This window comes from Exiguobacterium sp. MH3, assembly GCF_000496635.1.
GTDB classification, from domain to species: Bacteria; Bacillota; Bacilli; order Exiguobacteriales; family Exiguobacteriaceae; genus Exiguobacterium_A; species Exiguobacterium_A indicum.
The window spans coordinates 655,865-674,042 of record NC_022794.1 but is presented as its reverse complement, the minus strand read 5'-3'; the positions used below and the strand labels follow the sequence as shown (position 1 = coordinate 674,042).

Below are 18,178 nucleotides of genomic sequence, written 5' to 3'. Positions count from 1 at the left end.
GATGTCTTCAGTTTTCAAGGTGCGAGTGTCTCTTTCGAGACTGAGAGACGAGCTCTCAAAACTGAACGATGGGCATGTCCCGTAAGGGACGTTTTCCTTAGAAAGGAGGTGATCCAGCCGCACCTTCCGATACGGCTACCTTGTTACGACTTCACCCCAATCATCTACCCCACCTTCGACGGCTGGCTCCTTGCGGTTACCTCACCGGCTTCGGGTGTTGCAAACTCTCGTGGTGTGACGGGCGGTGTGTACAAGACCCGGGAACGTATTCACCGCAGTATGCTGACCTGCGATTACTAGCGATTCCGACTTCATGCAGGCGAGTTGCAGCCTGCAATCCGAACTGGGAACGGCTTTATGGGATTGGCTCCACCTCGCGGTCTCGCTGCCCTTTGTACCGTCCATTGTAGCACGTGTGTAGCCCAACTCATAAGGGGCATGATGATTTGACGTCATCCCCACCTTCCTCCGGTTTGTCACCGGCAGTCTCCCTAGAGTGCCCAACTGAATGCTGGCAACTAAGGATAGGGGTTGCGCTCGTTGCGGGACTTAACCCAACATCTCACGACACGAGCTGACGACAACCATGCACCACCTGTCACCATTGTCCCCGAAGGGAAAACTTGATCTCTCAAGCGGTCAATGGGATGTCAAGAGTTGGTAAGGTTCTTCGCGTTGCTTCGAATTAAACCACATGCTCCACCGCTTGTGCGGGTCCCCGTCAATTCCTTTGAGTTTCAGCCTTGCGGCCGTACTCCCCAGGCGGAGTGCTTAATGCGTTAGCTTCAGCACTGAGGGGCGGAAACCCCCCAACACCTAGCACTCATCGTTTACGGCGTGGACTACCAGGGTATCTAATCCTGTTTGCTCCCCACGCTTTCGCGCCTCAGCGTCAGTTACAGACCAAAGAGTCGCCTTCGCCACTGGTGTTCCTCCACATCTCTACGCATTTCACCGCTACACGTGGAATTCCACTCTTCTCTTCTGTACTCAAGCCTTCCAGTTTCCAATGGCCCTCCCCGGTTGAGCCGGGGGCTTTCACATCAGACTTAAAAGGCCGCCTGCGCGCGCTTTACGCCCAATAATTCCGGACAACGCTTGCCACCTACGTATTACCGCGGCTGCTGGCACGTAGTTAGCCGTGGCTTTCTCGTAAGGTACCGTCAAGGTACGAGCATTTCCTCTCGTACGTGTTCTTCCCTTACAACAGAGTTTTACGATCCGAAAACCTTCATCACTCACGCGGCGTTGCTCCATCAGACTTTCGTCCATTGTGGAAGATTCCCTACTGCTGCCTCCCGTAGGAGTCTGGGCCGTGTCTCAGTCCCAGTGTGGCCGATCACCCTCTCAGGTCGGCTATGCATCGTCGCCTTGGTGGGCCGTTACCCCACCAACTAGCTAATGCACCGCAAGGCCATCTCAAGGTGACGCCGAAGCGCCTTTCATCAACGGACCATGCGGTCCGATGAACTATCCGGTATTAGCTCCGATTTCTCGGAGTTATCCCAATCCTTGAGGCAGGTTCCTTACGTGTTACTCACCCGTCCGCCGCTCATTCCACTGCCTTCCCTCCGAAGAGTTCCGTCAGTTTCCTGCGCTCGACTTGCATGTATTAGGCACGCCGCCAGCGTTCGTCCTGAGCCAGGATCAAACTCTCCATGAAGTGTTTGACTTGCTCGTTGTGTGACCGAAGTCACGATTGACGAAGCTTGCGCTTCATTCATGTTTGTATTCCGTAGAATACGATTTTTGCCTCATCGTTCAGTTTTCAAAGTTCGTCGTGTCGTTTTCAGCGACTTTAATAAGATATCACGGAATAACTTAAGCGTCAATCCCTTTTTGAAATCTTTTTTCTTTCTCGTCACCGTCCAGTGCGTGTTGCCCTGTCGACATGTATTAATATACTATCTCGGTATAATACCGTCAATAGTTTTTCTAAAAAAACTTTTGAAATCTTTTTCCTTCTATATATAGCCAAAACAACACATAGAAAAAAATAAAGCCGATCGTCATACGACCGGCTCATACGTTACGAGTTCGACCCCTGCTCCTTTAGTTGTTTGATACGAAATCCTGATCAGACCTTTGCGCATAAAGAAATCAATCAGACTACTTAAATCCACTTTGACTTCTTGCAGTCGCTCTTCTTCCATCAATTCATACATTGTCCAAGGACTTGTCCGCTCACGCATGATTTCAAATAAATAGCGTCCTCCCGATAAGACCTTCGACTGCAGAAGATGCTCAAGTCCAATCAAGGCTAGGTGAATACGTTGATCTAATGTCTCTTCACTCATCAATAATTGTTCATATAGTTTATAGACATACGGATCATCGAGTCGCGCTTGTTCCCAGACGACTGTTTCGGGATGTTTTCCTTTTTCCAGAACAGATAATCGCGCGAGATGATGTAATGCGTGATGGACGTGTGTATAGGCATCATAATGATGTCCGCGACTGAACAAGTTCCTTCCGTCTTGGAAACGACGCAAAAGTTTAGCGAATGAGATCGTCATCTGTAAACATCTTTCCTCATCAGGAAAGTTTAATAGCTGCCGTTTTAAATCAACTAAGTAATCATTTCGTTCAAAAACGATCGTTCCTTCTGCAATCCAGTGAATCGCGCGTCGATTGGCATTTAACAAAATCCAGCGTGATAACACATCTTCATGTACGAGATGTAATGATACCTTTAGTGTATTCAGTCGATAATGTTTGATCGTCCACTCGACTTCTGGGTCTCTCGTGATGACGACAAGAAGTGTATCAAATTGATCCGTCAGGGAATCCCGTGGTTGCCGTTTCTCAACAGCAATGATCCCTTGTGTTTCGCGATAAGCCGCGTACTCCGAATAAATCGTTCGTGTTGCTTGTTCCATGTACTTCTCACCCTTCTATACGAACTCGTCGTTACCATTTTCGACAAAAAAACAAGCTTTCCTTCTTCAGGCAATCCCACTTCTTATGCTAGACTGACAACAGGGGGAATTCACTTGAAAAAACAACGTAAAAATAAAATAAACCGCGCGAGAAACTTAGCTATGTTTCTTGTGTTCGGTGGGATGCTCGTCATGTATGGCGGTCTATTAATCAAACAATTTGAAATCATCATGGTCTTACTCATGCTTCTCGGTTTCGTCATGGTTCTTGCCAGTACGGCACTCTATTTCTTGATTGGTCTGACATCAACGAAGGCAGCTGTCGTCACTTGTCCGAATTGCGGAAAAGAAACAAAGGTTCTTGGTCGCGTCGACTTATGTATGCATTGCGATGAACCACTGACGATGGATCCATCTCTTGAAGGTAAAGAATTCGATGAAAAATATAATAAACACAATAAACGAGCTCCCCGCTAAGGCAGCTCGTTTTTTTATTGGACATTCGATTGACAGTCCGGACAAGTTCCGTACACTTCTAATCGGTGACGATCGACTTTAAAGCCCGTTAAGTGCGCCGCAACCGTCTCAACATCATCGAGCACAGGATAGTTGAAATCAACGATCTTTCCACAGTTCTCACAGATCATGTGGTAATGGCGTGTCGTAACGAAATCGAAGCGACTTGAAGCGTCTCCGTAATTCATTTCCTCAACGATTCCCTTTTCTCGAAACACGCGTAAGTTATTATATACAGTCGCCACACTCATGTTTGGAAAACGATGTTCGAGTGCACGATAAATCTCATCCGCTGTCGGATGCGTGTGTCCCGTCGTTAAATATTCCAAAATCGCGTGACGTTGTGGTGTCATTCGAACGCCTGATTCCCGAAGTGACTTCACGGCGTCATCCAGCATTTCGTTAGCCACGTCCATCCCCTCATTTCTATCTTTCATTGATTATCAGATTGTAATCTTTATAATTAGTCTACCTACAAATAGGCATTCCGTCAACGGCTCTGCACCGGATTTGACGTCCATGATACAATCATATCGTGATATTTTTCACGAATCATCGATTGGAGGAATCCTCATGTCTACCCACACTACACGTCCTACTTCAGAGGCGTTATATGAAATCGCACAAGAGTGTATCGTCGGTGGCGTCAACAGCCCATCGCGTTCATTCAAAGCCGTCGGTGGCGGCGCACCTGTCTATATGGAACGCGGAGAAGGTGCTTACTTTTATGATGTCGATGGCAATCGCTATATCGATTACTTAGCAGCCTACGGTCCGATCATCACGGGACACGGTCACCCTCACATTACGGAAGCGATCACCCATGCTGCCCAAAATGGTCTTCTTTACGGCACACCACACCGTCTAGAAATCGACTTTGCACATAAACTACAAAAAGCGATTCCTTCGCTTGAAAAAGTACGCTTTACGAACTCGGGAACCGAAGCTGTCATGACGACGATTCGTGTCGCACGTGCGTATACGGGTCGTGAGCTCGTCGTGAAGTTCAGTGGGTGTTACCACGGTCACTCGGATTTGATGCTGATTGCAGCAGGTAGCGGACCGGCGACACTTGGTTCTCCTGATTCAGCTGGTGTCACGAAAGCGACGGCAAAAGAAGTCATCACGACACCGTTCAATGATATCGAATCGTACCGTCAAATCATGGAACAATGGGGCGATCAGGTCGCTTGTGTACTCGTCGAACCGATCGTCGGAAACTTCGGTATCGTCGAACCGCAACCTGGATTCCTTGCTGCGGTCAACGAAATCACGCATGCACACGGCGCACTCGTCATCTATGATGAAGTCATCACAGCCTTCCGCTTCACGTACGGCAGTGCACAGGAGTTACTCGATATCCGCCCCGATATGACGGCACTCGGCAAAATCATCGGTGGTGGTTTACCGATCGGCGCTTATGGAGGTCGCAAAGAAATCATGGAACACGTCGCGCCACTCGGTCCTGCTTATCAAGCGGGAACGATGGCAGGTAACCCAGCATCGATGGCTGCCGGTATCGCTTGCCTTGAACTACTTGAGCAGCCTGGTGTCTATGAACAACTCGATCACCTTGGCGCCTTACTCGAACAAGGTGTGCTAGAAGCAGCAAAACGCCATGACGTCACGATTACGATCAACCGTCTAAAAGGTGCCATGACGGTCTACTTCACGGACGAAACAGTCATCGATTACGATGGTGCAGAACGTGCAGATAGTGAGATGTTCGGACGTTTCTTCAAATTGATGTTGGAAGAAGGCGTCAACCTTGCTCCTTCGAAATACGAAGCGTGGTTCTTGACGACGGAACATACGGAAGCCGACATCACAGAGACGATTGCAGCAGTCGATCGTGCCTTTGCTCGACTCTAAGTCCTCCCACTAAAAAAGCAGCGACCTCGCAAAGGTCGCTGCTTTTGTGTTATTCGACGAGTTCCAGATTTTGAATGGCATACAGTTCGAAATAAGCGCCTCGTTTTTGCATGAGGACTTCGTGTGTTCCGATTTCCGTAATTTGACCATTTTCGATGACGACGATCTTATCGGCATCGGTAATCGTTGATAAACGGTGCGCGACAGTAAACGTCGTCCGTCCTTTCGCGAGACGCGCTAACGAATCTTGAATCATCGCTTCGCTCTCTAAATCGAGCGCACTCGTCGCCTCATCCAAAATCAGAATCGGCGGGTTCTTCAAGAAGACCCGAGCGATGGCTAGACGTTGCTTTTGACCACCCGATAACTTGACGCCTCGTTCACCGACCGGCGTATGATAACCGTTTGGTAATCGTTCGATGAATTCGTGGGCATTCGCTGCTTTTGCCGCTGCGATGACTTCCTCATCCGTCGCCTCCGGATTCCCCATCTTAATGTTCATCTGAACCGACTCACTGAATAGAATTGACTCCTGCATGACCATCCCGATCTGATCGCGAAGACCACGCAACTTCAAGTCACGAATATCAACGCCGTCAAGCGTGATCCGACCGGCAGACACATCATAGAAGCGTGGAATTAAACTGACGAGCGTCGATTTCCCACCACCTGACATCCCGACGAAAGCAATCCGTTCACCTGCCTGAACGTCAAGCGTTAAGCGATCAATCGCTAGCTCGCCGCCTTCTTCGTAAGCGAAACTGATGTTTTCGAACTGAACGTTTCCGCGGACATCTTTTGGATCGCGTGCATTCAGTTTTTCCGTGATGTCATATGGCTCATCTAAAAACTCGAACATCCGGTCCATCGAAGCGATCGACTGCGTCAACGTCGTTGAGGAGTTGACGAGACGACCGAGCGGCGCATACAGGCGATCGATGTAACCAATGAATGCAACCATCGTCCCGAGTGTCACTTGTCCGTTCAAGACGAAGAACGCCGCTGTCCCGAAAATGAGGATCGGTGCGAAGTCCGTAATCGTCGAGACGACGACGTACGTCCGCGCATTCCAGTTCGTTTGACGCAGCGCCGCTTTTAAGAAGCCATCATTTTGATGTTTGAACGCCTTGTTCTCGTGTGGTTCGAGTGCAAAACTACGAATGACTGCCATGCCGTTGACCCGTTCCGTCAAATGACCTTGTAGTTCCGCAAGTGCTGCCGAACGTTCCCGTGTCAATCCGCGTAAGCGACCGTAAAAGAACTTAACGGCGAGGGCGTAGAATGGTAACGGAATAATGGCGACGAGCGTCAACTTCGGATCAATCGTCCACATGATCGCGATCGCAATGAAAATCGTAATCATATCAAGCCATAGGTTCATTAATCCCGTGACGACGAAGTCTTTCGTCTGCTCGACATCATTGATGATTCGCGAGATGACTTCTCCGGTTTTCGTATTCGAATAAAAACGAAGCGATAATTTCTGAACATGATCAAACAATCGATTACGAACGTCAAATAAAATCTTCGACGCTGACCATTGCGCGAGGTACTGACGGACGTATTCGAGCGGCGGCTTGACGATCAAGAAGATGAAGACACCCGCTCCAATCAAATACGCCAATTGTTTACTTTTTTCTGCCATCGGCATCGTGTTTCCAGTTAGGATATTGTCGATGATGTACTTATACAACAACGGAAGTCCAAGTGGGATCGAGAACTTGATGATCCCGACGAAAACCGTCAGGAGAATCTGTTTTTGATACGGCTTGACGAACGCCATATAGCGGCGGATCGAACCTTGTTTCTTACGTTTTGCTTGTGTTGCCACGTGTTTCACTTCCTTCAATTAAAAAAAGACGATGGCGAACCATCATCTCCGATATCTTGTTTCATATTCACGATACCACATATCCACGAAAGCCGGGTTAAATGGACCCTTGCGACTGCGGATCCATTGAATCAGGATTTGGACATTGTCTTTCAAAATACGATCGATCGCCTTCGGATAGTTCATCTCGCGGCGATGCTTCTCATACTCGTCCTCATCGAGGATCATGTAGGACATGTCCGGATACACTTTGATATCTAAATCGTAATCAATGTACTTGACTGCTCGATCTTTCTCATCGAACGTAGAAGGTGATCCAAGATTGCAGTAATAGTAAATGCCATCCTCCCGAATCATACAAATGACATTGAACCAGAGTTCTGTTGAAAAGTAACAGATTGCAGGCTCTCGTGTTCGCCACTGACGACCATCCGATTCACTGACCATGATGCGGTCATTGAACCCAATCAATTCTTCTTCCGTCGATTTCAGCACGAGCGTTTCTTCCCAAACTCTGTGTAAGCTCCCGTTATGTTTGAAACTTTGAATCTCAATCTTGCTACTTTCTTTTGGGAATCGACTCATGTGCTACTCCTTTCTAAAGCGTTTTTCTTCCATTCTGTTATACTCTCGTGCTTATTATACCCATTTTCAGAACGCATGAAAAACGAAAGGGTATTTTTTCAGAAAAATGACGGAATTCAGGCTTGAAAGTGATTCAAAATCGCATTTTTTCGTTGTTTGAACATCGGTTTCAAGATGAATGCTTCAATGACGAAGGCTGGCAAGAAGGATGCGTACGTCACTTCATCCACGAAATAGACGCCAGATTCACGTTCTTCGACTCGGTGCACGTGGCACCATGCCCGGAATGGATACGGCACTTTTGTACCGACATCGACGAAGACATATTCTTCTACGAAAGGAATCCAAGACGTCCACGAGACAAATAGTGGAGGAACACCAACGCGCAGACGAATCGTATTTCCTGCTCGCGTCCGCGTATCACCCGACGTCTTCACTTGCGGAAATACTGTCAATCGACTTAAGGCCTTGGCGTCACTTAAAAAATCCCACGCTTGCTCCTTTGATGTATCGACACGTGTCTCAAAACGAAAAGTATGCATTAGATTTCCCCCTTTAATAGTCGATCAATCTTCATTTGCGCGACAGATACTGGATGCGTCGCATACGTTTCCTGATCAACTAGTACCGTCTGGTCCGGCTGTTCCGTCACGCGATAGACGGCAATTTCCCAAATCCGGTGTGAGAAGATATGTCGAACGTGCCCGACAAGCGTCCCATTACGATCTTCTTCTGCTTCTCGAAGTGGGTATTGCCACATCCCTGCGAGCAAACCTGTTTCTGCTCGTTGTTCAATTGCGATTTTTCCGTTCGTTTCATAGACGAGAGCATCATACGGAATAATTTGCGTCTTCCCTTTCTTCGTCTTCACAGGTAGTTCTTCCTGTGCATTTCGATCATATGCAAAACAAACGTCTTGAACAGGACAGAGTCCACACATCGGAGACTTCGGTGTACAGACCATCGCACCGAGTTCCATCAAACCTTGATTGAAGCTGGACGGGTCAGCCGGATCAATCAATTGATGTACCGCCGCCTCAAACAATTTCCGTGTCTTCGGTGCAGCAATGTCTTCATAAATCCCAAGTACACGCGAGAGGACGCGCATCACATTTCCGTCTACAGCTGGTTCTGCTTGCCCATAAGCAATCGATAGAACCGCTCCTGTCGTATACGGACCGACGCCCTTCAGCTGACTGAACAATTCCTTTTCGTCCGGAACGATTCCATCATATTTTTCAACAACTTCCTGAACCGCGATTTGAAGATTCTTGACACGGGAATAGTACCCTAAGCCCTCCCAGTGCTTCAGAACTTCACTTTGATCCGCTTCTGCCAAATCATGCGGTGTCGGAAAACGTTTCGTAAAGCGCTCATAATACGGAATGACTGTATCGACGCGTGTTTGTTGAAGCATGATCTCACTAATCCAGATATGATATGGGTTTTTGGTTCTTCGCCACGGGAGATCCCGCTGTTCACGAAGGAACCAGGCAATCAGTTCTGTGGTAAATTGTGTTTTATTAAAGTTTGTGAAATATTCTTGAACGACAGTCAAAAGGTTACCTCTTTTCTCTTGGATACGATATATTTATTAAAAATTACTCGGCAGAACCTCGATGGATTCACCATCACGATTTTATAGAAGGAGCGAATTCGCATTGGATACTGGTACGCATATCGGCATGGGACTTTGTCTCGCCGCCATCTCGACGCTACACCCTGACGTCGCAGCGAGCACGACGATGTTTGCTGCCGTGACGACGACGGCGCTCGTCGGTTCACACGCACCGGACTTCGATACTGTCTTTAAGTTTAAAGGAAACAGCGCCTACTTGCGTCAACACCGCGGAAAATCGCACGGGTTGATTGCTTTGCTCGCCTGGCCGTTATTACTTTCAATCGTCATCGGCACGTTATTCGGTGTACCTCCGACTTCATTATGGCTGATGGCGCAGATCGCTGTCGCTCTTCATGTCTTCGTCGATCTGTTTAACGCTTACGGAACACAAGCCTTACACCCGTTCAAAAAATCCTGGATCGGTTGGGGTGTCATCAATACATTTGATCCATATCTGTTCACAATGTATTATGCCGCGTTCGGGATTTGGCTACTAACGAGAGCAACGATCGTCATCTTCCCGATTTTAATCGCCATCGTCATTATCTACTACGCTGTTCAATTCAAGTTACGAAACGATGCCCTCGCGACCGCAGCCCGCTATTATCGCGGCGCGCATAAACTGTTCATCTCCCCTGGCATGAAATGGGATGAGTGGCATGTCGCGGCACGTTTACGCGATGAGTATTCCGTCGTTAAGATTAACAGTGGAACCGTCGTCGAATGCGGAAACTTCCGGATCAAGGACGAACCACACGGTGACGCCTTGTACGAAATCGTCAAACAAAACGCGGACTTGCAAGCGTTTCTTGAGTTTTCGAAGATTCATACGTATACGGTCTCACGAAAGGATGGCATTGTCGAATACCGCTTCACCAACCTGCGTTACTTCACGAAGGAAGTATATCCATTCGTTGCCGTCGTCAGAATCGACGCTGCCACACAAGAGATCGTCAGCTCCTATACCGGCTGGGTGTTCAGCGAACGGACCTTGCAGAAAAAACTGTTCATCCCTGCATTATAAAGACAAAGCTCCGCGCAACGGAAATCCCGATGTGCGGAGCTTTTTTTTCATTCGACGTTTCGACCTGTCATCAAATGTTTGAATTTTTCGTTCGTCGTATTAAACCGGTGTAACATTGCCCCGTGCTGTTTGATCTGTTGCTCGACGAAATGAACCGCGACGGCTTCACCTTGATATTTCTCACCTGCGCGCGCGAGTGTCGCTTCGAAATCTTCCCACAGCACTTCGACCCACGTCAGTGCTTCTTCCGGGGTTAATACTTCATTCACTTGCAATAATTCTTCAGCCAGTTGCTGAAGGGCTTGTTCTCGATTCGTCATGTCTGTTCTCCCTCTCCTGTGAATAACGCGAGCGGAATCGCGACTTCCTGAGCGGTTCCTTCAAAATGTCCCCAGCCCATGACGCCATTGACGAAGTGTAACTCAAATCGTGCCTCTTCTCCTTCGATTCGGTAAAAGGCTCCCCGTTCGAATCGTGCCGGATCGATCAAATAACTTTTCGCAATGGCGATTTTTCGCGTCACGACTTCCACTTCACTGACGTTCCCGTGTTGCTCCGCTTTTCGTTTTTGTTCACTTAATTTCGTGATCAACATCTCAAGCTCGTATTTCGATAATTGACTCATCCGTGTCTCCATTACAAAAACTCCCCCTCTTCGTTTTTCAGTATAAACGAAAAGGAGGAGAAACTGGATGGATTAGCTTGATTTCAATTCAAGATTCCGTTTACTTTGTAACGCATACATTTTCGCATAAATCCCGGACGTTGCAAGGAGCACATCATGGGATCCTCGCTCGACGATCCGACCATGATCGAGAACAAGAATCTCATCCGCATCCTTGATCGTCGACAAGCGGTGGGCGATGATGAACGTCGTCCGCCCTTTCGTTAACGTCAGCAAAGCATCCTGAATGACCGCTTCCGTTTCCGAGTCAACGCTCGCTGTCGCTTCGTCAAGAACTAGGATCGCAGGGTCGAACGCTAGCGCACGGGCAAAACTGATCAACTGCCGTTCCCCCGCTGATAACGTGGCACCTTTTTCGATGACTGGTTCATCGAGCCCGTTCGGTAAACGATCAATGAACCGATCCGCACCGACAGCTTCAATCGCTTGTCGTACTCGTTCTTCGGAAATATCAGGATTGCCGAGTGTGATGTTCGAGCGAATCGTTCCTGTGAAGAGGAACGGATCCTGTAGGACGATCCCCATATGCTCACGGACCGCTTGTTTCGGTAAAGTCGTCACGTCCTGTCCGTCAATCAACAACTGTCCTTTTGACGGATCATAGAAACGCATCAGCAAGTTCATGATCGAACTTTTCCCACTGCCCGTGTGTCCGACGAGGGCAATCGTCGCGCCAGGACGAGCATCAATTTGAATCTCACGTAATACGGGATTTCCCGCTTCATAACTAAATTCGACGTCCTTGAAGGACACCGCCCCTTTAAACCGAGCAACACGACCTTGTTCGACCGGCTCTCCCTTTTCGTCGAGCAACTGGAACATTCGGTCCGCTGACACGAGTGCTTGTTGTAGCGGTGACAGCTGATTCATGATTTGGGTGACCGGTTCGAATAAACGGGACACGTAATCGATATACGCATATAAGATCCCGAGCGATAAAAACGAGCCGTTCGTCAGACTTTTCCCACCGACGACCCAAATCAACAAGGCGAGCGTCAAGTTTTTCAAAAAGTAGGATAAGTTGTGGGACATCAGGGCATCAAGTCGTAACAACTTTGCCCGTGTCTGATAGTTCTCTTCGTTCTTTTGTTCGAATTCGGCAAGAACTTCCTTCTCACGTGCATAAGCCTGAATGATCGGCATCGTCTGGATGTTCTCATTCAGTTGACCATTCATGTCGGCAACGAGGGAGCGGACTTTGAAGTTGTTCTTCGTCGCGAGTTTCTGGAATAGCTGAATCCAGAAATAGACGATCGGAATGATGATTAGTGAGACTAGTCCTAAGCGATAATCGAGGAAGAACATCGCGACCAGAATCCCCGCCATCGTGATGATCCCCGAGAAGACCCGGGCGAGCACACCGAGATATAGATCGCGAATCGTTTCCGTATCATTCGTGACTCGACTGACGATTTTCCCGATCGGTGTCTGGTCGAAATAACGAACCGGTAACCGTTGCAGATGCGTAAAGACATCAAGACGCATCCGTTTAATGATTTTATGAGCAGATCGCTGGAGCAAGATTTGCTGAATCCAGTTCAAACCAGCTGCTACTAGCAGCAAAAGGACGTAGATCAAGGACAACCAGCCGATTGCTTTTAAGTCTTTTGAATAAAAATCATAGACCTGTCCTTGTGTCAGTTTTTGAATATTATCATACGCGTAGACGTCGTCTCCACGCGTGACCGTCATCGTATTTCCACTGATTTTCCGCTCTCCTCCACTGACGACTTGTTTCGGTACGAAAAAGTAGCCGTTGGTCGTTTGAACGATCGAGACGGACTGAACGATCTGACTTTTCGAGACGTCTTGTGCTTTGGCGAACTGACGACCGTCATATGTGACCGCTCCGTCCGCTTTAACTTCGACCCAGTCCTTCTCAATTGCCACGATATGTTCATCAATGATGACTTTGGCAATATACGGACCTGTCAATTCCGCTCCGACTGCCAGTACGAGTAGAAACAACCCTAAGAAAATCGCTTGTTTCTCATGCATCGCATAGCGGATCAACGAACGGATCGTCGTCTTCCGACGTGCCGGATCGAGTTGGTATAATTCTAATTCATTCATGCAGAGGCACCTCCTTACATTTCTTCACTTTGTCGCTCGAATTGTTGAGCGTACCAGCCATTTTGTGCCATCAGGCTGTCATGTGTTCCTCGTTCAGAAATCATTCCGTCTTGCAAGACGATGATTTCGTCCGCATGTGCTACTGCCGATAAGCGATGGGCAACAATTAATGTCGTGGATTGGTGGCGATTCGATCGAATCGAATCAATGATATGTGATTCCGTTTTCGCATCTACTGCTGATAGTGAATCATCCAGCAACAGCAACTCTGGTTTTTTTAACATCGCCCGCGCGATCGAGAGACGTTGCTTTTGTCCTCCCGACAACGTGACGCCACGTTCACCAACCATCGTCTCAAGTCCTTGTTCCAGCGTTTCGATATCTTTTTCAAACGATGCGAGACGAATCGCTTCCTGCAATTCTTCTTCTGTCGCTTTACCTGCACCGAATAGAATATTGTCCCGAACGGATTTTGAGAATAATAAATGTTCTTGTGAGACGTAACCGGTCCATCCGCGAACCGTCTCTAGCGCAACATCTTCATACGGTACGCCGTTGACCGTCAGCATATCCCGTCCGATTGGATACTCACGTAAGAATTGACGCAAGAACGTCGTTTTCCCGGATCCCGTTGGTCCGACGATACCGATCGTTGTTCCTTGTTCGATCGTCATATTCAAATCTCGTAAGACCGGATGGGCTGTCTCTGGATACGTGAACGTCAAATCGTTCATCTCGATCCGCTCGGGATGTTCGACGTGTTCCCGCGGTGTCGAAGCAATCAACGGTTTGACTCGCATCGTTGCTTCTAAGCGGTCAAGACTTGCTGTCCCGCGCTGGATGACATTGATTAATTCACCAAAGGCATACATCGGCCAGATCAGCATCCCGAGATAGATGTTAAAGGCGACCAATTGTCCGAGCGTGATGTCGTTCGTAAAGACGAGATATGTCCCGAACGATAAGCCGATCAAGTAACTGAAACCGACGAGCAACTTGATGATCGGTTCAAACAAGACATCGATTTTTGCGACGTGCATGTTTTTCTCAAAGACATCCGTCGTGACATCGTCGAAGCGTTTAACATCGACTGGTTCTTGTACGAACGAGCGGATGACACGCAGTCCGGAAATCGACTCGACGACCTGGTCATTCATCGTTCCAAATGAATCCTGGGCAGTGATGAAACGTCCGTGAATTTGACTTCCGAGCTTATTCATCGCGTAGGCGAGAAGGGGCATCGGTAACAAGGCAGCGAGCGTCAGCTTCCAATCGATCGCCACCCCCATGACGACGAGCGTGATTGCCGTCATGTTCAACGAGTCGACGAGCGTCAAGACACCAAATCCGGCTGTCCGCTCGACCGCCTTCAAGTCGTTCGTCGCGAGCGCCATCAAGTCTCCCGTCCGATTCTTTTGGTAGAACGTCGGCGTCAGTTTCAATAAGTGCGTAAAAAAGCGACTCCGAAGTGTCCGTTCTAATAAAAATGCCGTTCCGAATAATTTCGCTAACCACAGATACGTCAAGATGAAGGAAACGATGGAAATGACTGTTAATCCGATGACGTATTGCAAGAGCGTCGCCTGGTCCATCGATCCCGACCGCAATCCGTCGATGACCTTACCGATTAGCCATGGCGGCGTTAAATCGATGAAGCCGGTGATGATCAATAAGACGACTGCTACGAGATACGATGATTTGTGTTCTTTTAGAAACCAACTCAATTGCCGAAATAAACGCATGAGGGTCCCCCCTTTACTGTGAAATGAAGTACTTTTTCCGAGCACGCAAAAAGGCATACGGATTTCCGGATGCAGTCCGAGAATCCGTATGCCTTGAAATGGGCATGATGCATTCTTGTTCGTCTGCGCGCTCGGGAGACGAATCCCCTTGCTCGCACATGAAATGAATTACTTATACGTGCTCAAGAGTCTCCGTCGTATTCAGCTGTTGGATATGAGTGAAACCAATTGGCTTTTTCATAGGACGGTTCCTCCTTTTCTTAGTCTGTGCGTAGAATAGCACAATTGTCGGATAATTGTCAATTTTTCGTCTTGCTTTTATTGTTCCGCCTCTTCTTCTTTGACTTGTTCGAGGACTTGAGCCGCTAGACCGTATGGAAATCCTTTTCGGACGAGCGCTTGTTTCACTTTCTGTTCGCGTTCGAACGGTTCAAGTTGCCGGTATTTCGGATAATACTTGCGCGCTTGATAAAGGGCCGCTTGTTCTTCTTCGTCACCTTCTTCAGCTCGAAAGACCTCTTCAATGCCCGCTTTAATCAAATCGGACGAAAACCCACGCTGCATGAGCGTTAACTGCAACTTTTGTGTCAGTTCCCGCACGGAACGCCGTTGCAGCTCTTTTTGCTTTTGCCGCAAAAACTTCAGGACTTTTTCGTATTCCTCTTCATCCGTAAACGTCACGATCGCTTCATCGATCGCCGTCTTCGGTATCTTCAATGCCTCAAGGTCGCGGCGAATCCGTCCCGGACCTTGAGGTGTCGTCGCTTTTTTCGTTGCCGTATAAGCAAGTGCGAACTGTTGATCATCCAGATAGCGCTGCTCCGTCAATCGCTCGATTGCATGTTTGATCGCATGCTCCGGTGTCTCTTTCTCTGTTAAATAGGCGACGACTTCACTCGTCGCCCGCATGCGGTACGATAAATGATTCAACGAGAGACGATACGCTTTTTGCTGTTCTTCAGCCGTCAACACTTCCTTGACGAAATCGTCATCGAGTTCCTTATCGCGTTGTAGATTGTATTTAATTAAGATATCGACGTCTACGGCAAAGGCATATTCCTCTTTGCCATCACGCTCGACATAGATGTTGAATCGTTCGCTGTTCTTTTTCTGCGTCGAGATCCGTTTGATCTTCATGTCGTTCCCTCCCCTAACCTGATTCGGTAGTTCTACGATATCATGAACAGGCAGGTCTATGTTTGAGTGAAACCATGGAACGGGAACAAATGGAAAGAAGCTACTTTTACTTATTTCAGGGAGGATGGATTACATGAACATTGCGATTACCGGTGGAACCGGTATGATTGGTCAAGCCTTGACGAAGCGTTTACTCGAGCAAGGACATCATATCTTTATCTTAACGCGTCATCCGAAAGCAAATGACGCGCATGTCACATATATCAAGTGGATGACAGAAGACGCAAAACCGGAACAGCACTTAGAGGGCGTTGATGCATTCATTCATCTGGCTGGTGCTTCGATCAACGACGGACGTTGGACAGATGAACGCAAACGCGTCATTCTCGACAGTCGCGTCAGCACGACGAAGGAGCTCGTTCGAATCGTTGAAGCACTCGATCAAAAGCCAAATGTCGTATTGTCTGCTTCTGCGGTTGGCATTTACGGACAAGATCGGCATCAAACCTTCTCTGAAGATCACCCCCTTCCACCGACCGCTGACTTCTTAAGTCATGTCTGTGTCGCGTGGGAAGATCTTGCCCGTCCGATTGCCGACGCTGGCATTCGACTCGTCCATCCACGAATCGGTGTCGTCCTAACGAAAGCCGGTGGCGCTTACCCATTAATGCGCCTGCCCTATGTCTTGTTTGGTGGTGGGACGATGGGCGACGGAAAACAGTGGGTCTCCTGGGTCCACATCGATGATTTAGTCGATTTATTCGTATTCGCACTTGAGACCCCGACAGTCGAAGGACCGCTGAACATCACTGCTCCTCATCCGGAGACGATGCGGCGTTTCGGTCAGACGATCGGAAAAGTCTTACATCGCCCACACTGGCTCCCGGCGCCACGCTTCGCGTTAGAACTCGCACTCGGTGAAAAGAGTACGATTGTACTAGAAGGAGCTCGTGTCGTTCCGAAAAAAGCGCTCGAAAACGGATACAAGTTTCGGTATGCTGAACTAAAGGATGCATTGCGAGCAATCGAGCATTCAAACTAGTACAGGGGTGGACGATACTTGGATATCTTAATTCGAAACGCACATATCTATCCGATTACTTCGGACAGTTTTTACGGGGACATCCGCATTCGTGATGGGAAAATCATTGAAATCGGTGAATTACTGGATCACTTAGAAAACGATCAAGTCATTGAAGCAGAAGGTCACTTTTTATTACCCGGTTTCATCGATGCCCATACACATCTCGGATTATATGACGAAGGTACCGGAACCGTCGGAAATGATGCGAATGAGACGATTTTTGCGATGACTCCTCATCTGCGTGCCATTGATGGAGTGTACCCACTTGATGAAGGATTTAAGGAAGCCGTCGAGCACGGGATTACGACCGTTCAAGTCATGCCCGGTAGCATGAACATCATCGGTGGTGTCACGAGTGTCATCAAGACGCATGGACGGTTCATTGATGATATGATTCTTCGAAAGTACGCGGGTCTGAAGGTGGCGCTCGGTGAAAACCCAAAGCGTGTCCATAGTGCTGGTCGCGCCGGTGAACTGACACGGATGGGCATCATGGGGATGTTGCGCGAAGCCTTTCTTGAAGTTCGGACACAACGAGTTTCCGAAACGTTCGCCCATCAGATGATCAAACGGGTCCTTGATCATAAAATGCCGCTTCGTGTACATGCGCACCGAGCAGATGATATCCTTTCCGCCATTCGTTTTGCGGAAGAGTTCGATCTCGATTTACGTATCGAACATTGTACGGAAGGTCATCTCGTCGCAAAAGAGATGGAACAATTACCGATTGAAAAAGTGACGGTCGGACCAACCTTCACGCGAAAGTCTAAAATCGAACTGAAGAATAAGACATGGGAAACGTATCGAATTCTTCATGAGCATGGTCTTGAAATCTCCATTACGACCGATCATCCGTACACCCCTGTCCAGTACTTGAATCTCTGTGCCGGTCTAGCTGCACGAGAAGGTCTACCGGTCGATGTCGCCTTGCGCGCGATCACGATTCATCCAGCCCGCTCGCTCGGTGTGGACGATCGCGTCGGATCGATCGAGGTCGGAAAAGACGCGGATCTCGTCCTATGGAGTCACTTCCCACTCGACTATTTAGCGAAGCCGCTCATGACGATGATTGACGGAAAAATCATTTTTGAACACGCTCAACTGAACTTGACTTAACCCCACCCCCGCC

Annotated in this window: 16 protein-coding genes and 1 rRNA gene; 5 read left to right on the top strand and 12 right to left on the bottom strand. The window is 48.3% G+C overall.

What is annotated here, in order from left to right; all coding sequences use genetic code 11:
* Positions 1-101: 101 nt before the first annotated feature.
* Together U719_RS03365 and U719_RS03360 are read right to left on the bottom strand one after the other, a co-directional pair.
* Positions 102-1,663 (bottom strand): 16S ribosomal RNA (locus U719_RS03365).
* 346 nt (positions 1,664-2,009) lie between these two features.
* Positions 2,010-2,879 (bottom strand): nucleotidyltransferase-like protein, encoded by an 870-nt coding sequence (locus U719_RS03360; RefSeq protein WP_023467316.1) that lies wholly within the window; start codon positions 2,877-2,879, stop codon positions 2,010-2,012.
* Between the two features lie 114 nt (positions 2,880-2,993).
* Here U719_RS03360 and U719_RS03355 point away from each other — a divergent pair, with 114 nt between their 5' ends.
* The gene (locus U719_RS03355) at positions 2,994-3,356 is read left to right on the top strand and encodes a DUF2614 family zinc ribbon-containing protein (protein WP_023467315.1); all 363 of its coding nucleotides are present in this window, start codon (positions 2,994-2,996) and stop codon (positions 3,354-3,356) included.
* A gap of 14 nt (positions 3,357-3,370) precedes the next feature.
* On the opposite strand, the gene perR is transcribed toward U719_RS03355, so the two are convergent.
* The gene (gene perR / locus U719_RS03350; protein ID WP_369792039.1) at positions 3,371-3,793 is read right to left on the bottom strand and encodes a peroxide-responsive transcriptional repressor PerR; all 423 of its coding nucleotides are present in this window, start codon (positions 3,791-3,793) and stop codon (positions 3,371-3,373) included.
* 175 nt (positions 3,794-3,968) lie between these two features.
* On the opposite strand from perR, the gene U719_RS03345 reads away from it, so the two are divergent.
* Positions 3,969-5,267 carry a glutamate-1-semialdehyde 2,1-aminomutase gene (locus tag U719_RS03345; RefSeq protein ID WP_023467313.1) on the top strand — a complete coding sequence of 433 codons (1,299 nt, stop codon included), beginning with the start codon at positions 3,969-3,971 and terminating at the stop codon, positions 5,265-5,267.
* Positions 5,268-5,316: 49 nt separating this feature from the next.
* Here the strand turns inward: U719_RS03345 and U719_RS03340 are convergent, their stop codons facing one another.
* The 4 genes from U719_RS03340 to mutY form a co-directional block, all read right to left on the bottom strand.
* Positions 5,317-7,050, bottom strand: coding sequence for an ABC transporter ATP-binding protein (locus U719_RS03340; RefSeq protein ID WP_035398853.1), 1,734 nt, complete (start codon positions 7,048-7,050; stop codon positions 5,317-5,319).
* Positions 7,051-7,140: 90 nt separating this feature from the next.
* Positions 7,141-7,683, bottom strand: a complete 543-nt coding sequence (locus U719_RS03335) for a DUF402 domain-containing protein (protein ID WP_023467311.1) — start codon at positions 7,681-7,683, stop codon at positions 7,141-7,143.
* A gap of 116 nt (positions 7,684-7,799) precedes the next feature.
* On the bottom strand, positions 7,800-8,225 hold the full coding sequence (locus U719_RS03330) for a hypothetical protein (RefSeq protein WP_023467310.1): 426 nt from the start codon (positions 8,223-8,225) through the stop codon (positions 7,800-7,802).
* The gene (gene mutY, locus U719_RS03325) at positions 8,225-9,241 is read right to left on the bottom strand and encodes an A/G-specific adenine glycosylase (RefSeq protein WP_023467309.1); all 1,017 of its coding nucleotides are present in this window, start codon (positions 9,239-9,241) and stop codon (positions 8,225-8,227) included. The genes U719_RS03330 and mutY overlap by 1 nt, the downstream gene beginning before the upstream one ends.
* 103 nt (positions 9,242-9,344) lie before the next feature.
* On the opposite strand from mutY, the gene U719_RS03320 reads away from it, so the two are divergent.
* Positions 9,345-10,328 (top strand): metal-dependent hydrolase, encoded by a 984-nt coding sequence (locus tag U719_RS03320; RefSeq protein WP_023467308.1) that lies wholly within the window; start codon positions 9,345-9,347, stop codon positions 10,326-10,328.
* Positions 10,329-10,375: 47 nt separating this feature from the next.
* On the opposite strand, the gene U719_RS03315 is transcribed toward U719_RS03320, so the two are convergent.
* The 5 genes from U719_RS03315 to U719_RS03295 all read right to left on the bottom strand — a co-directional run bounded on the left by U719_RS03315 (position 10,376) and on the right by U719_RS03295 (position 15,965).
* Entirely contained in the window at positions 10,376-10,648 is a 273-nt protein-coding gene (locus tag U719_RS03315; protein ID WP_023467307.1) for a YfhJ family protein, read from the bottom strand.
* The gene (locus U719_RS03310) at positions 10,645-10,965 is read right to left on the bottom strand and encodes a DUF1811 family protein (protein WP_023467306.1); all 321 of its coding nucleotides are present in this window, start codon (positions 10,963-10,965) and stop codon (positions 10,645-10,647) included. The genes U719_RS03315 and U719_RS03310 overlap by 4 nt, the downstream gene beginning before the upstream one ends.
* Positions 10,966-11,025: 60 nt before the next feature.
* Positions 11,026-13,086 (bottom strand): ABC transporter ATP-binding protein, encoded by a 2,061-nt coding sequence (locus tag U719_RS03305; RefSeq protein ID WP_023467305.1) that lies wholly within the window; start codon positions 13,084-13,086, stop codon positions 11,026-11,028.
* Between the two features lie 14 nt (positions 13,087-13,100).
* On the bottom strand, positions 13,101-14,828 hold the full coding sequence (locus tag U719_RS03300; protein WP_023467304.1) for an ABC transporter ATP-binding protein: 1,728 nt from the start codon (positions 14,826-14,828) through the stop codon (positions 13,101-13,103).
* A 318-nt stretch (positions 14,829-15,146) separates the two neighbouring features.
* Positions 15,147-15,965 (bottom strand): RecX family transcriptional regulator, encoded by an 819-nt coding sequence (locus tag U719_RS03295; RefSeq protein WP_023467303.1) that lies wholly within the window; start codon positions 15,963-15,965, stop codon positions 15,147-15,149.
* Positions 15,966-16,098: 133 nt separating this feature from the next.
* Here U719_RS03295 and U719_RS03290 point away from each other — a divergent pair, with 133 nt between their 5' ends.
* Positions 16,099-17,007 (top strand): TIGR01777 family oxidoreductase, encoded by a 909-nt coding sequence (locus U719_RS03290; protein ID WP_023467302.1) that lies wholly within the window; start codon positions 16,099-16,101, stop codon positions 17,005-17,007.
* Between the two features lie 18 nt (positions 17,008-17,025).
* Positions 17,026-18,165, top strand: a complete 1,140-nt coding sequence (locus U719_RS03285; protein ID WP_023467301.1) for an amidohydrolase — start codon at positions 17,026-17,028, stop codon at positions 18,163-18,165.
* The last annotated feature ends 13 nt before the right edge of the window (positions 18,166-18,178 follow it).